Here is a 23,232-nt window from a genome sequence, read left to right as displayed (position 1 = left end):
AGAAGCGGTATGGCAAACGGCACACAACGCATCTTGCACCGGCTGGCACCCTGGGCGTTACCGGTCACACTGGTGGTGATCTGGCAAATCTCGGTTGAGGCCGGCTGGCTGTCTAATCGCATTCTGCCCGCGCCAAGCGCGGTAGTGACCGCTTTCTGGACGCTAACCAAAAGCGGCGAGCTGTGGCAACACCTGACCATCAGCAGTTGGCGCGCGCTGATCGGCTTTAGCATCGGCGGCAGCATCGGGCTGGTTCTGGGGTTTATCACCGGTTTGTCGCGTTGGGGCGAGCGCCTGTTAGACAGCTCGGTGCAGATGATCCGCAACGTGCCGCATCTGGCGCTGATCCCGCTTGTGATCTTGTGGTTCGGCATTGATGAATCCGCCAAGATTTTTCTGGTCGCGCTGGGCACCTTGTTCCCTATCTATCTGAATACCTATCACGGCATCAAGAATATCGATAGCGGCCTGCTTGAAATGGCGCGCAGCTATGGCCTGAGCGGTTTCCGGTTATTTACCCAGGTGGTATTGCCGGGCGCGTTGCCCTCGATCATGGTCGGCGTGCGTTTCGCTCTGGGCTTTATGTGGCTGACGCTGATCGTGGCCGAAACCATTTCCGCCAACTCGGGGATTGGTTATCTGGCGATGAACGCCCGCGAATTTCTGCAGACCGACGTGGTGGTGGTGGCGATTGTGCTGTATGCCCTGCTCGGCAAGCTGGCGGACGTCAGCGCGCAGTTGCTGGAACGCGTCTGGTTGCGCTGGCATCCGGCTTATCAACTTAAACCAGGAGAAGCGCTATGACGACTCCCGCTCGCATTCCCCAAGGCACCCCGGTTACCCTGGACTCTATTGCCAAACGCTATGGCAACCGAACTGTGCTGGACAATATTCAGTTGCGCATCAGCTCCGGGCAATTTGTCGCCGTGGTCGGCCGCAGCGGTTGTGGCAAAAGCACGCTGCTGCGTTTGATGGCCGGGTTGGAAAAAGCCAGCAGCGGCGAGCTGCTTAGCGGAAATGCCCCCCTCGCCAGCGCCAAAGAGGATACCCGTCTGATGTTTCAGGATGCACGCCTGCTGCCATGGAAAAAGGTGATCGATAACGTTGGCCTTGGCCTGCGCGGCGACTGGCGTGCCGATGCGTTGCAGGCACTGGAAGCCGTTGGGTTGGCCGATCGCGCCAATGAATGGCCGGCAGCGCTGTCCGGCGGACAAAAACAGCGAGTGGCACTGGCGCGCGCGCTGATCCACCGTCCTCGTCTGCTGTTGCTGGACGAGCCTTTGGGCGCGCTTGATGCGTTAACAAGGATTGAAATGCAGGGGCTGATTGAAGGCCTGTGGCAGCAGCATGGTTTCACCGTACTGTTGGTGACGCATGATGTCAGCGAAGCCATTGCGCTGGCGGATCGGGTGATCTTGATTGAAGAGGGCCGTATCGGGCTGGATCTGACGATTGATCTGCCGCGCCCGCGCCGTAAGGGGTCAGCCAGATTGGCGGAACTGGAAGCCGAAGTGCTGGACAGAGTGCTGTCGCCGCCCCCGCCGGTGGTTGAAAGCCCACGCAGGGCAACGAATTGAAACCAGGGACGGCATGTCGCAGCGCCGTCCCTGGTTAGTTTTTACGCGTCGAGCGCTTTACTGATCTTCTCGAACAAATCGCCGGACAGGTTTTCCAGCCCTTTCAACTGTTCAAGCGCCTTGCGCATCAGGGCCTGACGCGAAGCATCATAGCGTTTCAGGCGGATCAAGGGTTCAATCAAACGAGCGGCAATCTGCGGGTTGCGCTGGTTCAGATCGCTGAGGATCTCCACCAGGAACTGATAACCGCTGCCGTCCGCCGCATGGAACGCCGCCGGGTTGGCGGAAGCGAAACCACCGATCAGCGAGCGAGTACGGTTTGGATTGCTCAGGCTGAACGAACGGTGCTTCAGCAGGCCGCGTACCTGGGTCAGCACGTCCGCCGCCGGGCTGCTCGCCTGCAGCACGAACCACTTGTCCATGACCAACCCATCCTGATGCCAGCGTTCATCGAACGCCGCCAGCAGCGCATCGCGGCACGGCAACTGCGCCGCTACCGCCGCAGCCAGCGCAGCCAGCGAATCGGTCATGTTATCCGCCTGACGATACTGCTCAGCCACCAGCCGATCGGCCAGCGCCTCATCGCCAAAGGCCAAATAACCCAGGCACAGGTTGCGCAGAGCACGTTTGCCGATATCGGCATGCTCCACCCGGTAACCGTCGGTTTTGTTGGCGTTATAAACCGCCAGCCATTCGTCGGCCATTTCCTTTGCCAGGCAACGGACAATCGATTCATGCACCGCGGCGATCGCTTCCGGATCGATAGTGGCGAACAGCTCGGCAATCTCGGTTTCCGAAGGCAGCGTCAGGATTTGCGCGGCAAGTGCCGGATCCAGTTTCTCGTCCAGCAGCACGGCACGGAACGCGTCGGCAACGTGCAACGGCAGAGACAGCGGCTGTTTCTGCTGATGCTTGGCAACGTTCAGTTTGATATAGGTAGCCAGCAGGCTCTGCGCCGCGTCCCAACGGGCGAATTCATTGCGCGCGTGCTGCATCAGGAAAGTCAGTTGCTGATCGCTGTACGGATAATCCAGCTTCACCGGTGCGGAGAACTCGCGCAACAGCGAAGGTACCGGCTTGTGCGCCACGCCGTCAAACACGAAGGTCTGCTCGGCTTCAGTGATGTTCAGCACGTTACCGATCGCCGCACCGTCTTTCTGCAGGGCAATCACGTTGCCTTCGGCGTCGTACAATTCGATATCCAGCGGAATATGCAACGGCAACTTCTCTGGCTGATCGGCGGTCGGTTCGGTTTTTTGGCTGACGTGCAGGCGGTATTGTTGGTGCTCCGCATCGTATTCATCGCGAACGGTCAGCAACGGCGTGCCGGACTGGCTGTACCAGCGACGGAACAGCGACAGATCGACATTGGAAGCATCCTCCATCGCCTGAACGAAATCATCGCAGGTTGCTGCGCTGCCGTCATGGCGCTCGAAATACAGTTGGATGCCCTTCTGGAACTGTTCTTCGCCCAGCAGCGTATGCATCATGCGGATCACTTCGGACCCTTTCTCATACACCGTCAGGGTGTAGAAGTTGTTCATTTCGATCACTTTATCCGGACGAATCGCGTGCGCCATCGGGCTGGCGTCCTCGGCGAACTGCGCGCCGCGCATGACGCGCACGTTATCGATGCGGTTGACCGAGCGTGAACCCAGATCTGAACTGAACTCCTGATCGCGGAACACCGTCAGGCCTTCTTTCAAGCTAAGCTGGAACCAATCGCGACAGGTCACGCGGTTGCCGGTCCAGTTGTGGAAATATTCGTGGCCAATCACCGCTTCGATATTCAGGTAATCCTTGTCGGTGGCGGTTTCCGCTTTCGCCAGCACGTATTTGGAGTTGAAGATATTTAGCCCTTTGTTCTCCATCGCCCCCATATTGAAGAAATCGACGGCCACGATCATATAAATGTCGAGGTCGTACTCCAGACCGAAACGGGTTTCGTCCCATTTCATCGAGTTCTTCAGTGAGGTCATCGCCCAATCGGCGCGATCCAGGTTGCCACGGTCAACGAACAGTTCCAGCGCCACCTTACGCCCGGAACGGGTGGTGAAGCTGTCGCGCAGCACGTCGAAGTCACCGGCCACCAGCGCAAACAGATAACAAGGTTTTGGGAACGGATCTTGCCACTGTACCCAGTGACGCCCATCCTCCAGTTCGCCCTGGCCTACGCGGTTGCCGTTCGACAGCAGGAACGGATAACGCGCCTTATCCGCCACAATGCGGGTAGTGAAGCGCGCCAACACGTCCGGACGATCCAGGTAATAGGTGATGTGACGGAAACCTTCCGCCTCACACTGGGTACACAACGCTTCGCCTGACAGGTACAGCCCTTCCAGCGCGGTATTCTTCGCCGGGTGAATATCATTGACGATGGTCATGGTAAATTGTGCTGGTAATTTCTCTATAACCAGCTTGTTATCCTGCAACTGATAGGCGCTCCACGGCTGCCCGTCGATCTGAATACTTACCAGCGTCAGATCTTCGCCATTCAGCACCAGCGCCGCATCGGCAGCGCCCTGACGTTTAATCTTGCTGACTGCAGTGACGCGTGTCGTTTCCGCGTCCAGCTCAAAATCCAAATCAATGTCGGTGATGCTGTAGTCTGGCGCGCGATAATCGTGGCGATACTTCGCCTGTGGCAGTTGTGTCATAAAAACCCTTGATGTCTCAGTGAGTTACAGGTGCCAGGTTGTCATCATTGGCTTATTTCAGCCGCCGCAGAGGCGCGAAAATGTTGATGATCCTGATTGTAAATAAACTGTATCACAGCCACGAAAAAAGCCTAGAGATGCCGGGGTACTGGAACGGAGAAATCGGAGGTGGATCCTAATGTTGTCGCCGAACGGCCCGCGCCATCAGGCTCCTTCACCTGATGCAGAGCAAAAATCAGCATTTAATGCTAAAAGCCGTCTTTCAGATACAGGCCGGTCGATACTTCATCGCCATGGGCAATGACCCTTGTTTCAAGGCCGTTCCCAACCCTAAACCCCTGCCCGCAGAACGTCTCCCGGTGACAGAGGTTCCGGGGGTATAGTTAAGACATATCAGCTGCCTCGATGATATAATTGATAAATCTGGTTTAAGGACTCACGGCAATATGAAAGTAAAATATCTGATCTATTTTTTTACCTTTGCCCTGATGTCATCGTTCGCCATATTTATTTCCGATGAGCTGATTGAAGCCCATGCAGACTATCGCGACAATCAACTTAACCTGTATAAGGTGAGTCGCGCCAAAGAGATCTCGGAAGCGTTTCAAGCCACCCTGTTGGCGCACCGTTTAAAACGTCTGAGCCGGGTTAATGCGAACATTACCCCGGCGCAATGGCAGGAAGCCGACAGCCTGGCGCGCGAAAAAATTGCCCGGTTCAAGCCGCATATCGACAGCAAGATTTCGCAACAGCTCGGCATACGGCAAAAAATCGCCGCGCTTTCCATGCTCGGCCTAATGGAACAATTGCTGGATAACGATAATCGACAGCTTTCATATGTTACCGATGCCAATGCCAATCTGTTTAATATCAACAGCGCCTACTACATTTCTCAGACCAGCAAAAGCTACTACCGTTATACCTACGATACCCGCATGATCGATGCCGACTCGTTTCTGTTTCTGGAAGCCGTGCGCCTGAATAACCGACTGAATATGTCCCTGACCGAATTAATCGATCAGGTCATTGACGTGAACACCAATCAGCTGGAGCGCAAAGACGCCTATCTGAAAGCCGTACAGCTCACCGGGGTGTTGAATGCACTAAGCACCCGACTGATCTTTATGAAGCTGACCTACAACGATGTCCCCACCACCCTGCTGGTGAATGAGCTGCTCCGTCAGCTTTCGAAAGGGCAGCTCGACCGGATTACCCAAGGGTTGTATACCTCAATCGATAATCATACCCCCTACTCCGCCGATTTTATTTATCAGTACGTCAAAAATCTGAGTGAGCTTTCGCAACGGCTTTATCAACGCAGTTTTGAACTGGAAATCGTCGCATCACAGCATAAGATCTACACCAGCCAGACGGCTATTTATGGCTTGATTTCTCTCGGTGGTCTGATCGTGCTGTTTATTTTCCTGCCGACCCTGGTTTACTGTTCAAATATCAGCCGCTGGCTGACTAAAACGCATAATAATATTTTGCGGTTGTCGCGCGGCAATATGAACATCGATCGCAATGAAGTGTTTTACGGCCAGGAGTTAATCGCCATCAGCGATGCCATTAAACAGCTAAAACAGTATCAATTGGAAAAGGTGACGCTGGAAAATGAAAAACATCTGTTGATCAAGGAGCTGGAAGCCTCTTCGTTTCTTGATCCCCTGACCAATATCTATAACCGCCGCAAGTTCTTCCGTGAATGCGAATCCCTGGCAGCGCGCAGCTACCCGTTGGCCTTTTGTTTGATTGATATCGATAATTTCAAAAAACTGAATGACAGTTACGGGCATGATATCGGCGACCGTGCACTGGTGGCCTTCGGCAAATTGCTGCAGGACGCCTTCCGCTCCAGCGACATTTTCTGCCGCTATGGCGGTGAAGAATTCGCCGTGATCCTCTGCAACTGCACGCTTGAGAATGCGCGAGAAATTATGTCTAAGCTCCGCGAGCGCACCCACCAACTCACCCTCACCCTCGATGATGGGCAAACTGTGCGTTTCACGACCAGTTGCGGTATTGCCCAGGTGAACAGCCTCGGCCTGTTGCCGACGGCGATCAAACAGGCGGATGAAGCGCTCTATTTCTGCAAGAAAAACGGCAAGGACCAGATCAGCATTCACACACCGACCGGCTTTATCTGAATTGTTGTTTAAAATAATTAACATTATAATTTTTATGACTAATTAGGCTAAGTCATTCACCTTACAGGCTTATCTGGCTTTTCTGCCTGAAACCTGACGGCAGGCCGGCATAAAGGCACGTTTAATCCTCGACCCGCTCCGGCGATTTGTGGTGTGATGCAGCTTCAATAACAGGATAATCCGGGTATACTCGCTCAACTTTTTTATGACTATCCGGATTTGGACTCGCGCCTGACGAGGATGCAGTAACGCGCTATGACTCAATACGCTTCCCCGATTTTGACATCACTGCTTGATACTGACGCTTACAAGCTTCATATGCAGCAAGCCGTGTTCCATCGCTACCCCGCGATCAGCGTGGCGGCGGAATTTCGCTGCCGTGGAGATGAACTGCTGGGCGAATATGCCGACGAAATCCGTGCGCAAGTCGCGCTGATGAGCCAACTGGCGCTGACCGAGGCTGAATTTGGCTATCTTTCAGGGTTGCCTTTCTTCCGTCAGGACTACCTAAGCTGGTTGCGTGATTTCCGCTATGACCCGCAGCAGGTTCAGATCGACAATCGTGACGGCAGGCTGCATATCCGCATTGCCGGCCCGTGGCGCGAAGTGATTTTGTGGGAAGTCCCCCTGCTGGCGGTGATCAGCGAAGTGGTGCACCGTCACCGTTCGCCGCAGGTCACGCCGGACATGGCGGTAGCGCATCTGCGCAGCAAACTGGCGCAGTTTAAAGCCGTGAGCGCCGATGTGGATATCTCCCGCTTCAAACTGATGGACTTCGGCACCCGTCGCCGTTTCTCCAAAAGCGTGCAGCAGGCGATCGTCAGCACGCTGAAAAACGAATTCCCCTACCTGGTCGGTACCAGCAATTACGATCTGGCGCATCAACTCGGCCTGACGCCGGTAGGCACCCAGGCGCATGAATGGTTCCAGGCGCATCAGCAGATAAGCCCGGTGTTGGCCAACAGTCAACGAGCAGCATTGCAGGCCTGGTTGGACGAGTATCCAGACCAGCTCGGCATCGCGTTGACCGACTGCATCGCCATGGACGCCTTCCTGCGTGATTTCGGCCCACAATTCGCGCCGCGTTATCAGGGGCTGCGCCATGACTCCGGCGACCCGTTTGAATGGGGTGAAAAAGCCATCGCGCATTACCAGAAGCTGGGTATCGATCCGATGAGCAAAACGCTGGTGTTCTCCGACAACCTGGATCTGGACAAGGCGCTGGCGCTTTATCGCCACTTCGATCAACGCATCAACCTGGTGTTCGGCATCGGCACGCGCTTGACCTGCGACATTCCGGGCGTAAAACCGCTGAATATCGTCATCAAACTGGTTGAATGCAAGGGCAAGCCAGTGGCTAAACTGTCCGACAGTCCGGGTAAAACCATCTGTCAGGATCAGGCCTTCGTGAAGGCGTTGCGCAAAGCCTTCGATCTGCCGCTGGTGAAAAAAGCCAGCTAAGCGACCATGCGTTGCAAATGCTAAAAAGCCGGCTGAAAACTTCAGACCGGCTTTTTTCTCCTTTATAAGACACTTTCCGCTGCCCCCTTTTCGCCCAGCCCCAAGAAATGTTGTACCAATCCGGCGATTTCTGCTTGTGCTCTGCATCGCGGCAAGTAACATAGCACCATCCCCATATTGTTGGGTTTTAAGCTATTTCTAAACCAAATTATAAAGAGAGAAATCTATGAGCGTAGTGCCTGTAGTCGACGTACTGCAAGGTCGTGCTGCGGTTGACAGTGAAGTCACCGTACGCGGTTGGGTGCGTACCCGGAGAGATTCTAAAGCTGGTATCTCCTTCCTGGCCGTCTATGACGGTTCCTGCTTTGATCCGTTACAGGCCGTCGTTAATAATTCTCTGCCGAATTATCAGGATGAAGTGCTGCATCTGACCACCGGCTGCTCGATTGAAGTCACCGGCAAAGTCGTTGCCTCTCCGGGCGAAGGCCAGAGTTTCGAACTGCAGGCGACCGCCATCAAAGTGGTTGGCTGGGTTGACGATCCGGACACTTACCCGATGGCGGCCAAACGTCACAGCATCGAGTACCTGCGCGAGGTCGCTCACCTGCGTCCACGCACCAACCTGATCGGCGCCGTGGCCCGCGTGCGTCATACGCTGGCGCAGGCGATCCACCGTTTCTACCACGAGAACGGGTTCTTCTGGGTTTCCACCCCGCTTATCACCGCTTCCGATACCGAAGGCGCCGGCGAAATGTTCCGGGTTTCAACGCTGGATCTGGAAAATCTGCCGCGCACCGATAAAGGCGCGGTTGATTTCAGCCAGGACTTTTTCGGCAAAGAAGCTTTCCTGACCGTTTCCGGCCAGTTGAACGGCGAAACTTACGCCTGTGCGTTGTCGAAAGTGTATACCTTCGGCCCCACCTTCCGCGCAGAGAACTCCAACACCAGCCGCCACCTGGCTGAATTTTGGATGATCGAACCGGAAGTGGCGTTTGCCAACCTCGAAGATATCGCCGAACTGGCGGAAAAAATGCTGAAGTATGTGTTCCAGGCCGTGTTGAACGAGCGTATGGATGACATGCAGTTCTTCGCCGAGCGTGTGGACAAAGATGCGATTGAGCGCCTGAAACGCTTTGTTTCTTCCGATTTCGCCCAGGTAGATTACACCGAAGCGGTGGAAATCCTGATCGCCTCCGGCCAAACCTTCGAAAACCCGGTATCCTGGGGCATCGACCTGTCTTCCGAGCATGAGCGCTATCTGGCCGAGAAACACTTTAAAGCGCCGGTGGTGGTGAAAAACTACCCGAAAGACATTAAAGCTTTCTATATGCGCATGAACGACGACGGCAAAACCGTTGCAGCCATGGACGTGCTGGCTCCTGGCATTGGCGAGATCATCGGCGGTGCCCAGCGTGAGGAACGTCTGGACGTCTTGGATCAGCGTCTGGAAGCGATGGGCCTGAATAAAGAAGATTACTGGTGGTATCGTGATCTGCGTCGCTACGGCACCGTTCCTCATGCCGGTTTCGGTTTAGGTTTTGAGCGTTTAATCGCCTACGTTACCGGCGTGCAAAACGTGCGCGATGTCATTCCGTTCCCACGCACCCCACGTAACGCAAGCTTTTAATTAATCAGCCTAAACATTTTCCAAATAATTTAGTTACAAAACCAAGGCCAGCTTTGCTGGCCTTTCGCATTTTCTAATATTGACCCGCGTCACAAAGTTCCCTTAATATTACATTTTGTTACATATACTTTCCTTTTGAAACCTCATTAGGACATTGGTAGCATTTTCGTTCTAGATTAACCTGTCTGCGAATGGAACACTGCGTTCAGACACAGGACGACACCAATCTATCTACAATAGTTCCAAAAGAATTATTGGCGGCAGTGGCAAAGGTGTCCGAATAACACCAATGAGGGTAATAATGATGAAGCGCAACATTCTTGCAGTGGTAATCCCGGCTCTGTTAGCTGCTGGTGCAGCAAACGCAGCTGAAATCTACAACAAAGACGGCAACAAGCTGGATCTGTACGGCAAAGTTGACGGTCTGCACTACTTCTCCGACGACAAAGGCAATGACGGCGACCAGACCTATGTTCGTTTCGGCTTCAAAGGTGAAACCCAGATTACTGACCAACTGACCGGTTACGGCCAGTGGGAATACAACGTTGCAGCTAACCACGACGAAGCGCAGGGCACCAAAGACACCAAGACTCGTCTGGGCTTCGCAGGTCTGAAATTTGCTGACTACGGTTCATTCGACTACGGCCGTAACTACGGCGTACTGTACGACGTGGAAGGCTGGACAGATATGCTGCCAGAGTTCGGTGGCGATACCTACACCTACACCGACAACTACATGACCGGCCGTACCAACGGCGTTGCTACTTACCGTAACAACAACTTCTTCGGTCTGGTTGACGGTCTGAACTTCGCTGTTCAGTACCAGGGTAAGAACGAAAACGACAGCCGCGCTCTGAAGAAACAAAACGGCGACGGTTGGGGCCTGTCTTCTACTTATGACATCGGCGAAGGCGTGAGCTTCGGTGCTGCATACGCGTCTTCTGACCGTACTGACAAACAAACCACCGACTCTACCGCTAAAGGCGACAAAGCTGATGCGTGGACCGTGGGCGCTAAATACGACGCGAACAACGTCTACCTGGCAGCCATGTACTCCGAAACCCGTAACATGACGCCATACGGTAATTTCGATACCGGTATCGCTGACAAAACCCAGAACTTCGAAGTGACTGCACAGTACCAGTTCGACTTCGGTCTGCGCCCAGAAGTGTCTTACCTGCAGTCTAAAGGTAAAAACCTGGCTGGCCGTACCGCAAACGGTTCTAGCTTCGGCGGCGGCGACGCCGACCTGGTTAAATATGTTTCTGTTGGTACCACTTACTACTTCAACAAAAACATGTCCACCTATGTTGATTACAAAATCAACCTGCTGGACGACAACGAGTTCACTAAAGCCACTGGCACCGCTACCGATGATATCGTAGGTGTTGGTCTGGTTTACCAGTTCTAAGTTGTCACACTTGACGGCGGTTCACCGCCGTATGAGTTAAAAACAGGGCTTCGGCCCTGTTTTTGTTTTTGTGCCGCGAGTAACTTTTTATTCTGCCAACGCCCCCTTCTCCCTCATTTTTTATGCTGAACCTGCCCCCTTCACAAGATCGATGTGTTTTTCTCGCAAACGGTTGGCAAAGCGCATAACTGGCGCTACCCTGATGCTTCTGTCTGCTTAACTCCGAGCCATGGAAGCACCTGACATGTTTGAAAAAATCACTGCTGCACCCGCCGACCCAATCCTGGGTCTGACCGACATTTTCCGCGCGGATGCCCGCCCTAATAAAATCAACTTAGGGATTGGCGTTTACAAAGATGAAACCGGCAAAACCCCGGTACTGACCAGCGTGAAAAAAGCTGAGCAATATCTGCTGGAAAATGAAACCACCAAAAACTATCTCGGCATTGAAGGCATCCCGGCGTTCGCCAACTGCACGCAAGAGCTGCTGTTCGGCAAACAAAGCCCAATTATTGCCGACAAGCGTGCGCGCACTGCACAAACGCCTGGTGGCACCGGCGGCCTGCGTGTTGCAGCTGACTTCATCGCCAACCAGACCAGCGCGAAACGCATCTGGATCAGCAACCCAAGCTGGCCGAACCACAACAACGTGTTTGGTGCGGTCGGTCTGGAAGTGTTGGAATACGCTTACTACGACGCCGCCAATCATGCGCTGGACTTCGATGGCCTGCTCCGCAGCCTGAAACAGGCTCAGGCCGGCGATGTGGTGCTGTTCCACGGTTGCTGCCATAACCCAACCGGCATCGACCCAACGGCTGAGCAGTGGGCACAATTGGCCGAGCTGTCTGTGGCTAACGGTTGGTTGCCACTGTTTGACTTCGCATACCAGGGCTTTGCGAAAGGATTGGAAGAAGATGCGCAGGGCCTGCGTATTTTCGCCGCCAAGCATCAGGAACTGATCGTCGCCAGCTCGTACTCGAAGAACTTCGGCCTGTACAATGAACGCGTCGGTGCCTGCACGGTCGTAGCCGCCGATGCGGAAACCGCAGATCGCGCGTTCAGCCAGGTGAAAGCCGCCATTCGTGCCAACTACTCCAACCCACCGTCGCACGGCGCCGCCATCGTGGCGACCATCCTGGGCGACGATGCGCTGCGTGCGTTGTGGGAGCAGGAACTGACCGATATGCGTCAGCGCATCCACCGTATGCGTCAGCTGTTCGTCAATACCCTGCAGGAGAAAGGCGCAGAGCAGGACTTCGGCTTTATCATCAACCAGAACGGTATGTTCTCGTTCAGCGGGTTGAGTAAAGAGCAGGTGCTGCGCCTGCGCGAAGAGTTTGGCGTTTATGCCGTCAACTCCGGTCGCGTTAACGTTGCGGGCATGACGCCGGACAATATGGCGCCGCTGTGCGAGGCCATCGTCGCCGTGCTGTAAAACGTTGCTGCTGCAAATACAAAAGGGGCGCTTTTAGCGCCCCTTAGTTATTTCTGCCGGGAAATAACCTTACCAGATAGCCGGCTCTTCACGCAGGAACGGGTTGGTTTCACGCTCTTGGCCAAAGGTGGACATTGGCCCATGGCCCGGGATAAACGCCATGTCATCGCCCTGCGGCAACAGCTTGGTACGAATAGAGTTAATCAGCGCCTGATGATCGCCACGCGGGAAATCGCTGCGCCCGACACCGCCGTTAAACAGCACGTCGCCCACCAACGCCAGCCGCGCCTTTTCATTAATAAAGACGATATGGCCAGGGGTGTGGCCAGGGCAATGCAACACGTTGAACGTCATCTCGCCCACCTGCACCTTGTCGCCTTCTTGCAACCATTGGGTCGGCGTCAGCGGCGCACACTCTTCCAGCCCAAACATCCGGCTCTGCGCCGGCAAGCCGTCCAACCAGAAAGCGTCTTCCTTATCCGGGCCGTAAATCGGCACCTGATAATGCACAGCCAGTTCCGCCGCGGCACCTACGTGATCGAGATGGCCGTGCGTCAGCAGGATCTGCGTGATCGTAACGCCCTGCTTCGCCACTTCGGCCTTCAATTTTTCTGCCTCGCCACCGGGATCGACCAATGCCGCCTGCTGCGTGCTTTCACACCAGATCAGGCTACAGTTCTGACTGAAGGCGGTAACGGGAATAATTTGGTATTTCATAAGGCTCCAACGACAACAGCGCCACACCCTCGCAGGCTGGCGCTATTCACAAGGGTGTACAACGATTACCAGGTCCGCACCGGGCCGGTATCGATGTGTACAAAGTTGCTACGTGGGTAATATCCTACACCACCACCGCGCATTTTTAACGCCGCTTTACGGATATTACTCAATTGGATACCTTCGATATGGAAGTCCATCGCCTGACCTTTGGTGTGATAGCTGTGCTTGGCCACACCACGGCTGCGCTCACGCAGCTCATTGTTGGTATCCAGGGAGCGGTAACCTGAAACCAACTGCACCGGCTTGTTGGTACCCAACAGACCTTGCAGACGATAGAGCTGATCAAACAGACGGGGATCGATCGGCTTAACCTTATTGGCGCGATAATCACGGAAAAGATGATTAAGACGAACCAGCTCGTCTTTATTATACCCCTTCCCATCAAAGAATTCGGCCTTCAACGTTTCGCCCGTATGCATGTTATTTACGACCAGAATGCGTGGGCGTGAAGTAGAAAGACTGGCAAAAGCCTGCCCTGGAAGCAGAGCTATACCCATGGCGGCGCTACCTAATGCCAGCCATTTGCGGCGATGATGATCAATTTTGTCCATGTTTCTGTTAAACCCGGCAAGAATATCAAAATATATGCACAAAACAGCGCACTGCCCGAACCATAACCGCCCACACAGCCTGAGTCAACCCGTGATGTCCCGCGGTTTGCAGGCACCCACTGAATGAGTGCCTGCATCATGGTCCGATATTCAGACCGTTATTTATTTATAATTACTGCATTTATTGCATTAATTTTTCAGCCTGAGCCAAAATTTGTGCACCCGATCTCACCGTATCATCGTAATTGTAAATATCTGTACGAAATTGTGGCTTTCCATCATCAGAAACCCAGGCGGTTAAATAATACAATTTAACCGGAATATGCTGTCGGATATTTACGTAGGTTGTATTTCCCCCTTTAAGGGTGGAGGAAACGCGGGTATTGTTCCAGCCGGCATCTTGCAGCAGCATATTAGCCAAATCAGATGCCTTGTTAACGCGCACGCAACCGGAACTCAGGGCACGAATATCTTTCTGGAACAGATTATGGTTCGGCGTGTCGTGCAGATAGATAGCATCCGAGCTCGGCATGTTGAATTTGAAACGCCCCAGTGAGTTGGTGGCACCTGGCGCCTGGCGAATGCGGTAAGGGAAATTACGCGCAGACACCATGTTCCAGTCAATCATCGCCGGGTTAATGACTTCAGCGTCATTGCTCCAGCCAGAAAGCACGGTATAGCCGTGTTTCTGGAAATAGCTGCCGTCACGCATTGCCTTTGGCACAATATCTTCGCGTACCAGCGTAGTCGGCACATTCCACGGCGGGTTGACCACGACGTTGTTCAGCGCACTGTTCATCAGCGGCGTCTTGCGGCTAGGCCGACCGACGATGACCCGTGAGGAAAGCACTTCATTGCCGTTCTGGTAGTAAGTCAGCGAGTAATTGGGAATGTTAACCATGATCCCGGTGTCGACGTAGCCTGGGAGGATGCGCAAACGCTGGATATTCAATGCCAACAGCGAAGCGCGCGTTTGCGGCGACACGTTGAGCCATTCGCGGGTACGGGCGCCAATCACGCCGTCGGCGGTCAAGCCTTGCCATTTCTGGAAGCGTTTAACGCCTTCGACCAGATCGGGGGTATAAGCGTTATCAGTAACGGTCACCGGGCCGGCAGGTTGCTGTGCGAATGGCGATTCCGGCGATGCGGCAAGATCTTTTACCGGTGCGGCAGACGGGCTGATAACCACACTTTTGCTCTCGCGGCTTTTTTCTTCATCGACTGACAAGCCGCCATCGTCCGGTTCATTGCGCGAGCCGGTCAGTACCGCAGGCGGTTCCTGCGTTTGCACCGATACTGCGGTAGTGGTCAGCATGCCATTGCGCGCCAGGATCTCACGCAGGGCGGCAATGTCGTTGCTCAGTTGATCGGGGCGCAGGCTCGGACCGTTAGCCATCTGCGGCCATGGACGGTTATCGGCCAGCATGTCGCGCAGCGCCTGATGCATCTTGGCATATTGCGGGTGCTGCGGCGCCAGTTTGGTGACATAAGACAGCGTCTTGCCCTGACGCACCGCCAGTTGCCATTGATTAATCACCGCATTAGGCGGCAGGCCGAGCTTGTAGGGAATATTGCTATACAGCCAGCTGTTACCGTTGGCGCCGATGGCTGAAACGAACTGCAAATACCCCAGCATAGCATCAGACAGGACAACGTCGCGCGCTACGCCGCTAATCGCCGGATTGGTCAGCAGCTTCACCCATTGGGTAAACTGTGGCTGTACCCCGGAGATGGCCAGCTCGGCCAACTGCTGCTGGAACTGCTGAACCGCCTCGCGATCCTGCCACATCAGTTGCATCCGGTTAGCGGCGTACAAAGGAGCCAGCGTTGAAAGATAGTGCGGTGTCATTCCTTTCGGCAATGCTGCCAATAATTCCGAACGGCTTTGCGCAACTGACATGCCGGATGACGCTACCGGAAACGCAGGCACGGTTGCCCATGCGGGTAACGACGACGCAAGTCCAGATGCGATTGCGCAGCTCAGCGCCAGACGCCGTAAAGTGTTTCCATTTTTAAGCAACATCCATTGCCCCCTGTATGCTCACAAAAAATACATCAAAAACCGCTTGTTAATTTCAGTATACGAACAGAAAGGCCATTTTGCCCTTGGACGCCGCTAATAACTGTTATGTCATTAAGCTACCCGGTTTTTAGCGGATAAAAAAGCAGGACTATCATCCATGCACACAAAAAAATAGCCACCCCAGGGCGGCTATTTTCAGATTATTAGCGGGCTTTTTTGGCGTTTACGGCGTTTCTACCGCAGCAGTGCCCGGTGCAGGCAACTCGTTGGCGAAACCGCGCAGCCCCACTACGTGCACGTGCTCATGGTTCTGGAACACCTTACGCACCAGCTTATAAGTGGTGCCTTTTTCCGGGCTGATGTTTTCCGGCGCAGCGATAATCAGCTGCATTTCCAGACGATCGCACAGCTCGAACAGCGTTGCGATAGACTTGGCATCCAGTCGCGCCGCCTCATCGAGGAACAGCAAGCGGCAAGGTGAGATATCCTTGCCACGCAGACGGCGTGACTCCTCTTCCCAGCTCTGCACCACCATCACCAGAATCGACATCCCGGTCCCTATCGCTTCCCCGGTAGACAACGCGCCGCTCTCGGCACGCAACCAACCGTCAGAGCCGCGGAACACTTCCACTTCCAGCTCCAGATAGTTACGGTAATCCAGCAGCTCTTCGCCGATAGTCTGCGGCGTGCGTTGCCCCATATCAATCTGCGGGTTCAGGCGCTGATACAGCTTGGCCAAAGCTTCAGAGAAGGTCAGACGGTTGCTGTTGAACAGATCCTGATGCTGCTCCCTCTGCTCGGCAAGCACGTCCAGCAGCGTCGCATGCGCTTCGCGCACGTTGACGTTCAGCCGCACGCTCTTCACCTGGCCGAAAGACACCGCCTGCAGACCCTGGTTGAGCATGCGGATGCGGTTCTGTTCACGCTGGATGGTTTTGCGGATGATATTCGCCACGCTCTTGGAACTGATCGCCAGCTTCTGCTCACGCGCGGTCAGTTCTTCGGTCAGGCGACCCAGCTCGATCTCCATCTGTTCGATGGCCTCAACCGGGTCATCAGTACGAATGATATCCTGGCGGATACGCTCGCGCAGATGCTGATACACCGCGATATAGAACTGAATCTTGCGTTCCGGGCGTTTTGGATCTTCCGACAAGCGCAGAACGTCGCGCAGATGTTCGTTATCCGACACCGCCAGACGTAACGCACCCAGTGCCTTATCCGACATCGAGCGCAGCTCGTCACCGTCCATATAAGCCAGTTCGCGACGGTGCAGACGGCGTTCAACGCCGTTGTCTTTCACCATGCGCATGACCGCACACCAGCCCGCCTTGGCGGTCACCACCTGTTCACGCAGTTGGTAATAGTCGCGCTCCAGCTTGCGCAGTTTCTTCTGCAGGCTGTCCATTTCCGCTTCACAGAAGGTCAGCTGTTTTTCCAGTTGATTACGGCGAGCGCGGTTGGTACTCAGCGCCGCATGCAGCTCGTCACGACGCGCTCGTGCACGCGCTTCGGCATTGGCATCCGCCTGCACGCCGATATCTACCAGTTCCTGACTCAGCTCTTTCAGCATGTCGCGCTTGGCGTCATACGAACTTTTCAGCGATGCCAGCACCTGGCTGTACTGGGTAAATTGGGTTTGATACTGACGAAGTTGCTCACGGGCGCGGGTACGTTCCGCTTCCGCATGCTCCAGACGCTGGCGCAGCTTGTCGTTAAGATCGTTGTTGGCATTCTGCATGCCGGCGGAGTCGGTATAACCAAAGTGCGCACGACGCTGTACCACTTCGATCAGAGCAAATGCCTGCTGCTTGGCCTGGCGCTGTACGCTCTGCGCCTGGGTGTAATCCTGCTGCAGCTGTTCATGCTGTTGCGGATCGCTTTGCAACACCGACAGCAAGGGTTCCAGTTTGGCCAGGGAGACGCCGTGTTGCTGAATATGGCGCGCGGCATCCTGTGCCTCTTCCAGCTCTTCGCGGATCTCTTCCACCCGGTCCTGCAGAGTGTCGTCGTTCAACAGTGACACCAATGGCATCAGCCGGTTGAGCGCCGAGATGCCCTCTTTCGCCTGATCGTACTGCTGCCGCTGCTGCTGGTTCTGCGCTTCATGGTTATTCAGCGCACGCTCGATTTCACCGCGACGGGAATTAAGGCCACGGATTTCCGCTTCCGGATCGGCGTCAAACGCCACCGCCAGATGGGAGCCGATAAAGCGGCTGAAAGCCTGATGCGAACGCTGGGTCTTTTGCACGTCGAACGACAACGTCGCGTAGCGCTCAGCCAGCGTTTCACGCTCGGCATGCAGCACTTCCAGGCGGTTTTCACGCGCGGCGCGGCCAAACAGCGGCACTTCCGGGTAACGCGAATAACGCCACTGACGGTCGGCGGTTTTCACCAATACCGCCCTGTCCTGCTCTTCGACGGCGAACACGCTGTCATCGAACGACTGCGGATCCCCTTCGATCAGATAGAGATCTTCCGGGCAGTCTTCGAGACCTTCCAGCATCTCACGCACCAGCGACAGATCCGGCACCACGATCGCGTGGCGCGATGGGCCGTACAGCGCCGAGAAGTAAGGCGCATCGTCGATGGTGACATCGTCGTAGATTTCAGAGAGCAGTACGCCGCCAAAACGTTCGGCCAACGTCACCAGACGCTGATCTTCGGCACCGCCAGGCTGGCTAAGGCGTTCGATTTGCGCTTCAACTTCACGCTTGCGGGCAGCCACCTCGTCGCGTTCAACGGTGGTTTCACGTTCGCGCTCCAGCAGTTGCTGCATGAACTCGGTCACCTGCTGGCTGCTTTCCAGTTCTTCACCGCTCTGCTCGCTAAGCTGGCTCAGGGAGTCCTGTGCCGCCAACCAGACGGGCGCACGGGCGGTCAGCTCGCGGATACGCTGCTGGATCTGCTCCAGTTCCTGACGCATTTCCATCCGTCGCTCACCGGCGTCACTGACGCTCTGCGACAGCGACTCCAGACGCTCTTCCAACTCTTGCAGCAGCGCATCGAGATCGTCCGGCTGGTACTCCTGACCGTGGCGCTTGCAGAACTCCTGCAGCAGACGCTCGGCATCTTGTTGGGAGCGCAGACGCTGTTCCAATTCGCTCAGGCGCATGCGTAGCGGCTGCACGCGTTCGGCAAGGTGCTGCTGCGAAGGCCAATCGCGCAACAATTCGCGCGCGCATTGCCAGGCTTCACTGCGGCTGACCTGGCCGGCGATTTTACCCACCAGCTGATAAGCTTGTTCAAACTGACCGTGCGCGGCGTCGGCCACGCTCAGTTTCTGCTCGAGCATCAGCAAGGCTTCCGTCGCTTCCTGCTCGCGTGCCTGGAAAGTATCCAGCCACTGTTCGGCATTTTCAGCGGTCAGCTCTGGCAGTTGGCACAGGGAACGAGCGCGTTCCAATGCCTGCAACGCCTGCTGATACTGAATAGCGCGGGTCTGCTGCACGTCGAGTGCCTGCTGGTAGTCGGCGAGCTGGCTTTTCAGTTCATCCACTTCCAGTTCGGCCGCCTCGGCACGCGCTTCGTTTTCGGCCTGCTGCTCACTGGCCTCGGCAACCACTTCGTTCTGTTCTTCCAGGCGGTAGGTCAGCTCTTCCAGATCGCCTTCATAACGCTCGATCTTTTCCTGCTGACGCATCGCCGTCTGCACCAGATTCAGATGATCGCTGGCGGCCTGGTAGTCGGTTTCCAAATCGGATTCCGCGCCGCTCTGCTCTGCCAACTCACGCGCCATTTCCACGTGGCGATACTGCTCGGTGGCCAGCTGTTTACGGCTGCCCAGCAGATCGCTGCGCAGCGCCAGCGCGCCGTCCAGATGAATGCGCCGTTCGTTGGCATGGCGCATGTAGTCTGCCGCCACGTAGGACGTGGCTTCAGAAATCAGGTGCTTGAATAGGTCACGGTCCGACTGAGTGACGCGGATCGCTTCCAGCGTCATGCGGTTTTCACGCAGTGCCGCTTCCATATCCTGGAACGCCTTGCGCACGCCGCTGTTTTCCGGCAACAGATAATCGCGCAGCGATCGGGTGATGGCGCTGGAGATCCCGCCGTACAGCGAGGCCTCGATCAGGCGGTAAAACTTGCTGCGATCGGCGGACGAACGCAGGCGTTTCGGCAGCACGCCCAGATCGAACATTAACGCGTGGTAATCGGTGATGGAGTTGAACTGCTTGAACTGCACGCCTTCCATCTCTTCGACACGCTCTTTCAGTTCCTGCAGCGTCAGTACGCGCGCCTGGCGCTCGCCTACCGTTTGGGTCAGCAGTTCAGTCGGCTGCACTGCGGTCGGCAGGCCCTGAATGGTGAACGGCTTGATGTCCACCTTGCGATCGCGGCCGGCCACCTGCTGCAAACGCACGCCAACCACCACGCGCTGATGGCGTGAGTTGATCACATCAAGCGTGGAGTAACAGACCCCGGCGCGCAGCTTGCCGTGCAAGCCTTTGTCGCGCGAACCGCTGGTGGCGCCGGCTTCGGTGGTATTACGAAAGTGCAGCAGCGTCAAATCGGGGATTAGCGCGGTGACGAAAGCCGCCATAGTGGTGGATTTCCCTGCCCCGTTACCGCCGGACAGCGTGGTCACCAGCTCATCCAGATCAAAGGTACGAGCAAAGAAGCCGTTCCAGTTAACCAGCGTCAGCGAGCGAAATTTACCGCGTTCAATCATTCCTGTTCATCCTCTGCACTGTCCGGAGTGTTATCAACCTGCTGGTCTTCAGCTTCGCTCTCGTCATTCAGCGACAGACTGTTTTCAACCGGCATCGCCTCACCGTCACGAATCATGCGCAGTTGCGCTTCACGCGGATCGTCACCGCTGCGCACGTCGGCGCCAAAGCGGAACACGGCTTCGGTGATGCGGAACTTGCTGCTGTCATTGCCCATGAAATAGACCATGCCCAGACGACGCAGGCGGTTCAGCGAGGTGCGCACTTTTTCGTGCAGTTTCTGACGATCGAGATCCGAGCCAGTGGAACGCTGGTTAACGAACTTCAGCAATTTGGTCTCATCCGCCAGGCTCAATAGCTCGTCGTACAGTTCCTGATGGCTGAAAATCCCCTCATGCGCCAGACGCTCGGGGCTGAGATAGAGATAACACAGGATTTTCCCTACCATCATGTCCAGCTCGGACAATACCGAACGCGGGATCAGGGTAGTGGAGCGCGGGCGCAGGTAGAAAAACCCTTCCGGCGCACGGATCAGTTCCACGCTGTAGCGGGTGTAAAACTCTTCCAGTTCATCCTGGAAATCCATTAAGAAGGCATGGTTGTCCAGCTCATCGATACCGATGTGACGACCCGCACGCAGTTGGCTGTCGAGCGCCGGGAACAGCGCGTTAGACAATGCCTTGGCCAGCTTGACTGGCATTATTTGTTCAATATTTGTCGATGACATGGGCCTGGACCTTGGCTCCGTAATCATTGATTGCCTGCCATTGCGCCGGCAACCCTGAAAAATCTGCTTCAGCCACACCAAGGCGCACAGCCTGGTCGACCACTAAACGTGCTACGTCGAAATGACGCGCACGCGGATATTGCGCCAGATAATCGCGCATTACCGCCCCTAAATTGAGCGGCATCTGTTGTTCCTGATAAATCTTCAGCGCCTGTTCGATCATTGCCGCCAGTTGTTCGCGGATCTCGCTGAACTCTTCGAACTCCAGATCCGGCGGCAGTTCCCCAGTCACTTCCTCGCTGCGCAGCGCCAGTTCTTCGTCGCGCATATCCAGCAGACGGTCGGCGTTGGCGTGGGTCAGCGTCCATGGGTTGTCGAAATAGTTTTGCACCGATTGGCGCAAACGCTGGGCGAACACGCGGTTCTTATCCATGTCGATCGCGGTACGGATAAATTTATGCACGTGGCGGTCGTAACCGATCCACAGGTCAATCGCCTGCTGGCCCCAACTGATAATGCGGTCAAGCTTGCTTTGCAGATCGAACACCAGTTTATCGACGAAACCCAGTTCCATCCCACCCAGCGTCGCATCCTGAATGCGCAACAGGTTGGCCTGCAACTTGTCACCCGCCGCCTCCAGCGTATCTTGCAGCTCGCGCAGCGTGCCGGAAGTCTCGGACAACAGCATCTCACAGCTCGAGATCGCCGCGCGCCAATCCTGATTCAGCAGCGCGGCGATATCTTCCTTCACGCCCTGCTGTTGCTCATCCATCAGCCGTTGGGTCATGTCGATACTGTCGAAGATTTCCGCCACCGAATATTTCAGCGGTGCAAACACGTTGCGGTGCCAATGGAAATCATCTCCGCCCTCTTCGGCGGCATCGGCGGCGCGCTTTAGCTCCTCCGCCACGATCGACAGCTGCATAGACAGGCGCAGCGTAGAGAATTCGCGCTGACGGATATAGTAATCGGTGATACCGATGCCCAACGGGGTCAGGCGGTAAATCGCATTGCCGTCTGCCAGCTCGCTGGTAAAGCGGTTTAACAGGCGCTGGCGCACCATGTCGTTAATCGCATTGTTGGCGCGGACCGCCACCGTTTCATGCGTCTGTTCGAAACCCTTGCTGACATGGCGAAATGCATCAACCAGCTCACCTTCGCTCATCTCGCCGTCCAGTCGTTCGCCGTTAAGGGTGGCGATAGCGAGCAAAAACGCGAGACGCTCCGTAGGGAGCGAAATAGAGAAATCATTTTTCCGTGCCCAGGCGACCAGTTCGGGTACTGTCTGGGAAAATTCACTCATAGTTCGTCCTTCAGGTTTGGTTTATGCGCCATGACGTGAATATAGCGCCCCAAACTCACGTACGGCTCCTGCCGGCAATAGTGCTGTTCAAGCGCCAGTAACTCTTCAAATTTTTGCGTCTGTAGCTGCCTGCTCTGCAGATAATCGTGAAACACCCGCACGCCGGTTTTCCCGCTGATGCGCATGCCCATTTGCTCCAGCCAGCCATAAACCTGCGGCGGGTTGTGCGGATATTGCGGCGACAAAGAGCGCTTTCTGCGCCTTCTGACCTCTGGATTCACCAGTTGGAAATTACCCAACACCACGTTGCGCATCAAGAGGCCGTTGGCATTAAAGAACATCAATGACAGCGCGCCACCGGGTAGCAGGCAGTTGAACAACGCCTGCAACGCCACCTCAGGTTCAGCAATCCATTCAAGCACCGCATGGAACAATATCAGATCAACCGGCTGTTCCAAGTGTTGACCAATATCCTGCGCTGAACTTTGTATGAATTGCATGTTCTGGCTCACACCTTTTTGTTCAGCCAACTGCGCAGCGCGTTGGATCATCTCACCAGAGAGATCGCACAACAACACCTGATGTCCTAATTCTGCCAGTTGGCAGGCCATGTGGCCTTCGCCGCCGCCGGCATCCAGAATGCGCAGCGGCCGCTGAGGCAACTGGGCCAGCAGCGTGGTCAGGTCCTGCCAGACTACCGCCTGACGGATCTTCCCTTTGGTGGTGCCGTAAATATTACGCGCAAACTTTTCAGCAATATCGTCAAAATTGCGATCCTGCATGGACAACGGCTCCGCTGATCTTATCCTGATGGGGGCAAAGCGCCAGCCCATTCAAACCTGCTATTTTGGCACAGACTGGCT

At 55.4% G+C, this 23,232-nt stretch carries 16 protein-coding genes; 8 read left to right on the top strand and 8 right to left on the bottom strand.

All coding sequences use genetic code 11. The features are described from left to right. Window positions 1-9 precede the first annotated feature (9 nt). Entirely contained in the window at window positions 10-804 is a 795-nt protein-coding gene (gene ssuC, locus SERAS12_RS08590; protein ID WP_004942729.1) for an aliphatic sulfonate ABC transporter permease SsuC, read from the top strand. Further along, window positions 801-1,577 (top strand): aliphatic sulfonates ABC transporter ATP-binding protein, encoded by a 777-nt coding sequence (gene ssuB, locus SERAS12_RS08585; protein ID WP_013812317.1) that lies wholly within the window; start codon window positions 801-803, stop codon window positions 1,575-1,577. The genes ssuC and ssuB overlap by 4 nt, the downstream gene beginning before the upstream one ends. A 41-nt stretch (window positions 1,578-1,618) precedes the next feature. On the opposite strand, the gene pepN is transcribed toward ssuB, so the two are convergent. Then, window positions 1,619-4,234, bottom strand: a complete 2,616-nt coding sequence (gene pepN, locus SERAS12_RS08580; RefSeq protein WP_013812316.1) for an aminopeptidase N — start codon at window positions 4,232-4,234, stop codon at window positions 1,619-1,621. A gap of 446 nt (window positions 4,235-4,680) precedes the next feature. On the opposite strand from pepN, the gene SERAS12_RS08575 reads away from it, so the two are divergent. The 5 genes from SERAS12_RS08575 (at window position 4,681) to SERAS12_RS08555 (ending at window position 12,315) form a co-directional block, all read left to right on the top strand. Beyond that, window positions 4,681-6,381 carry a GGDEF domain-containing protein gene (locus SERAS12_RS08575; RefSeq protein WP_013812314.1) on the top strand — a complete coding sequence of 567 codons (1,701 nt, stop codon included), beginning with the start codon at window positions 4,681-4,683 and terminating at the stop codon, window positions 6,379-6,381. Between the two features lie 255 nt (window positions 6,382-6,636). Next, entirely contained in the window at window positions 6,637-7,842 is a 1,206-nt protein-coding gene (gene pncB, locus SERAS12_RS08570) for a nicotinate phosphoribosyltransferase (protein ID WP_013812313.1), read from the top strand. A gap of 226 nt (window positions 7,843-8,068) precedes the next feature. Next, the gene (asnS, locus tag SERAS12_RS08565; protein ID WP_013812312.1) at window positions 8,069-9,469 is read left to right on the top strand and encodes an asparagine--tRNA ligase; all 1,401 of its coding nucleotides are present in this window, start codon (window positions 8,069-8,071) and stop codon (window positions 9,467-9,469) included. A gap of 301 nt (window positions 9,470-9,770) precedes the next feature. Beyond that, window positions 9,771-10,880: a porin OmpC gene (ompC, locus tag SERAS12_RS08560; RefSeq protein ID WP_013812311.1), complete on the top strand. Its 1,110-nt coding sequence runs from the start codon at window positions 9,771-9,773 to the stop codon at window positions 10,878-10,880. A gap of 244 nt (window positions 10,881-11,124) precedes the next feature. Then, complete coding sequence (locus SERAS12_RS08555) at window positions 11,125-12,315, top strand: amino acid aminotransferase (RefSeq protein WP_013812310.1); 1,191 nt, start codon at window positions 11,125-11,127, stop codon at window positions 12,313-12,315. A gap of 69 nt (window positions 12,316-12,384) precedes the next feature. On the opposite strand, the gene SERAS12_RS08550 is transcribed toward SERAS12_RS08555, so the two are convergent. From SERAS12_RS08550 to ldtD, 3 genes are all read right to left on the bottom strand, one after another. Then, complete coding sequence (locus SERAS12_RS08550) at window positions 12,385-13,032, bottom strand: MBL fold metallo-hydrolase (RefSeq protein WP_013812309.1); 648 nt, start codon at window positions 13,030-13,032, stop codon at window positions 12,385-12,387. A 65-nt stretch (window positions 13,033-13,097) separates the two neighbouring features. Further along, a complete protein-coding gene (locus tag SERAS12_RS08545) occupies window positions 13,098-13,646 on the bottom strand; it encodes a YcbK family protein (protein ID WP_006320781.1) in 549 nt (182 codons plus the stop codon). 181 nt (window positions 13,647-13,827) lie between these two features. Continuing rightward, window positions 13,828-15,546: a L,D-transpeptidase gene (gene ldtD / locus SERAS12_RS08540; RefSeq protein WP_041416027.1), complete on the bottom strand. Its 1,719-nt coding sequence runs from the start codon at window positions 15,544-15,546 to the stop codon at window positions 13,828-13,830. Between ldtD and SERAS12_RS26580 the strand changes: the two genes are divergently transcribed. After that, window positions 15,545-15,766, top strand: coding sequence for a hypothetical protein (locus SERAS12_RS26580; RefSeq protein WP_006324566.1), 222 nt, complete (start codon window positions 15,545-15,547; stop codon window positions 15,764-15,766). The two genes, ldtD and SERAS12_RS26580, sit on opposite strands and share 2 nt — an antisense overlap. Before the next feature lie 126 nt (window positions 15,767-15,892). Here SERAS12_RS26580 and mukB read toward each other — a convergent pair whose 3' ends face one another. The 4 genes from mukB to cmoM are packed head-to-tail and all read right to left on the bottom strand — an operon-like array spanning window position 15,893 to window position 23,151. Beyond that, window positions 15,893-20,341: a chromosome partition protein MukB gene (mukB, locus tag SERAS12_RS08535; protein ID WP_013812307.1), complete on the bottom strand. Its 4,449-nt coding sequence runs from the start codon at window positions 20,339-20,341 to the stop codon at window positions 15,893-15,895. Then, window positions 20,338-21,066, bottom strand: a complete 729-nt coding sequence (gene mukE, locus SERAS12_RS08530; RefSeq protein ID WP_013812306.1) for a chromosome partition protein MukE — start codon at window positions 21,064-21,066, stop codon at window positions 20,338-20,340. The genes mukB and mukE overlap by 4 nt, the downstream gene beginning before the upstream one ends. Beyond that, window positions 21,047-22,369 (bottom strand): chromosome partition protein MukF, encoded by a 1,323-nt coding sequence (gene mukF, locus SERAS12_RS08525; RefSeq protein ID WP_013812305.1) that lies wholly within the window; start codon window positions 22,367-22,369, stop codon window positions 21,047-21,049. The genes mukE and mukF overlap by 20 nt, the downstream gene beginning before the upstream one ends. Then, a complete protein-coding gene (gene cmoM / locus SERAS12_RS08520; protein ID WP_013812304.1) occupies window positions 22,366-23,151 on the bottom strand; it encodes a tRNA uridine 5-oxyacetic acid(34) methyltransferase CmoM in 786 nt (261 codons plus the stop codon). Before cmoM ends, mukF begins: the two co-directional genes overlap by 4 nt. Between the last annotated feature and the right edge of the window lie 81 nt (window positions 23,152-23,232).

The sequence above is a fragment of the Serratia sp. AS12 genome, from assembly GCF_000214195.1.
Taxonomy (GTDB): Bacteria; Pseudomonadota; Gammaproteobacteria; order Enterobacterales; family Enterobacteriaceae; genus Serratia; species Serratia plymuthica.
This window is presented reverse-complemented; position numbering and strand designations above follow the sequence as displayed.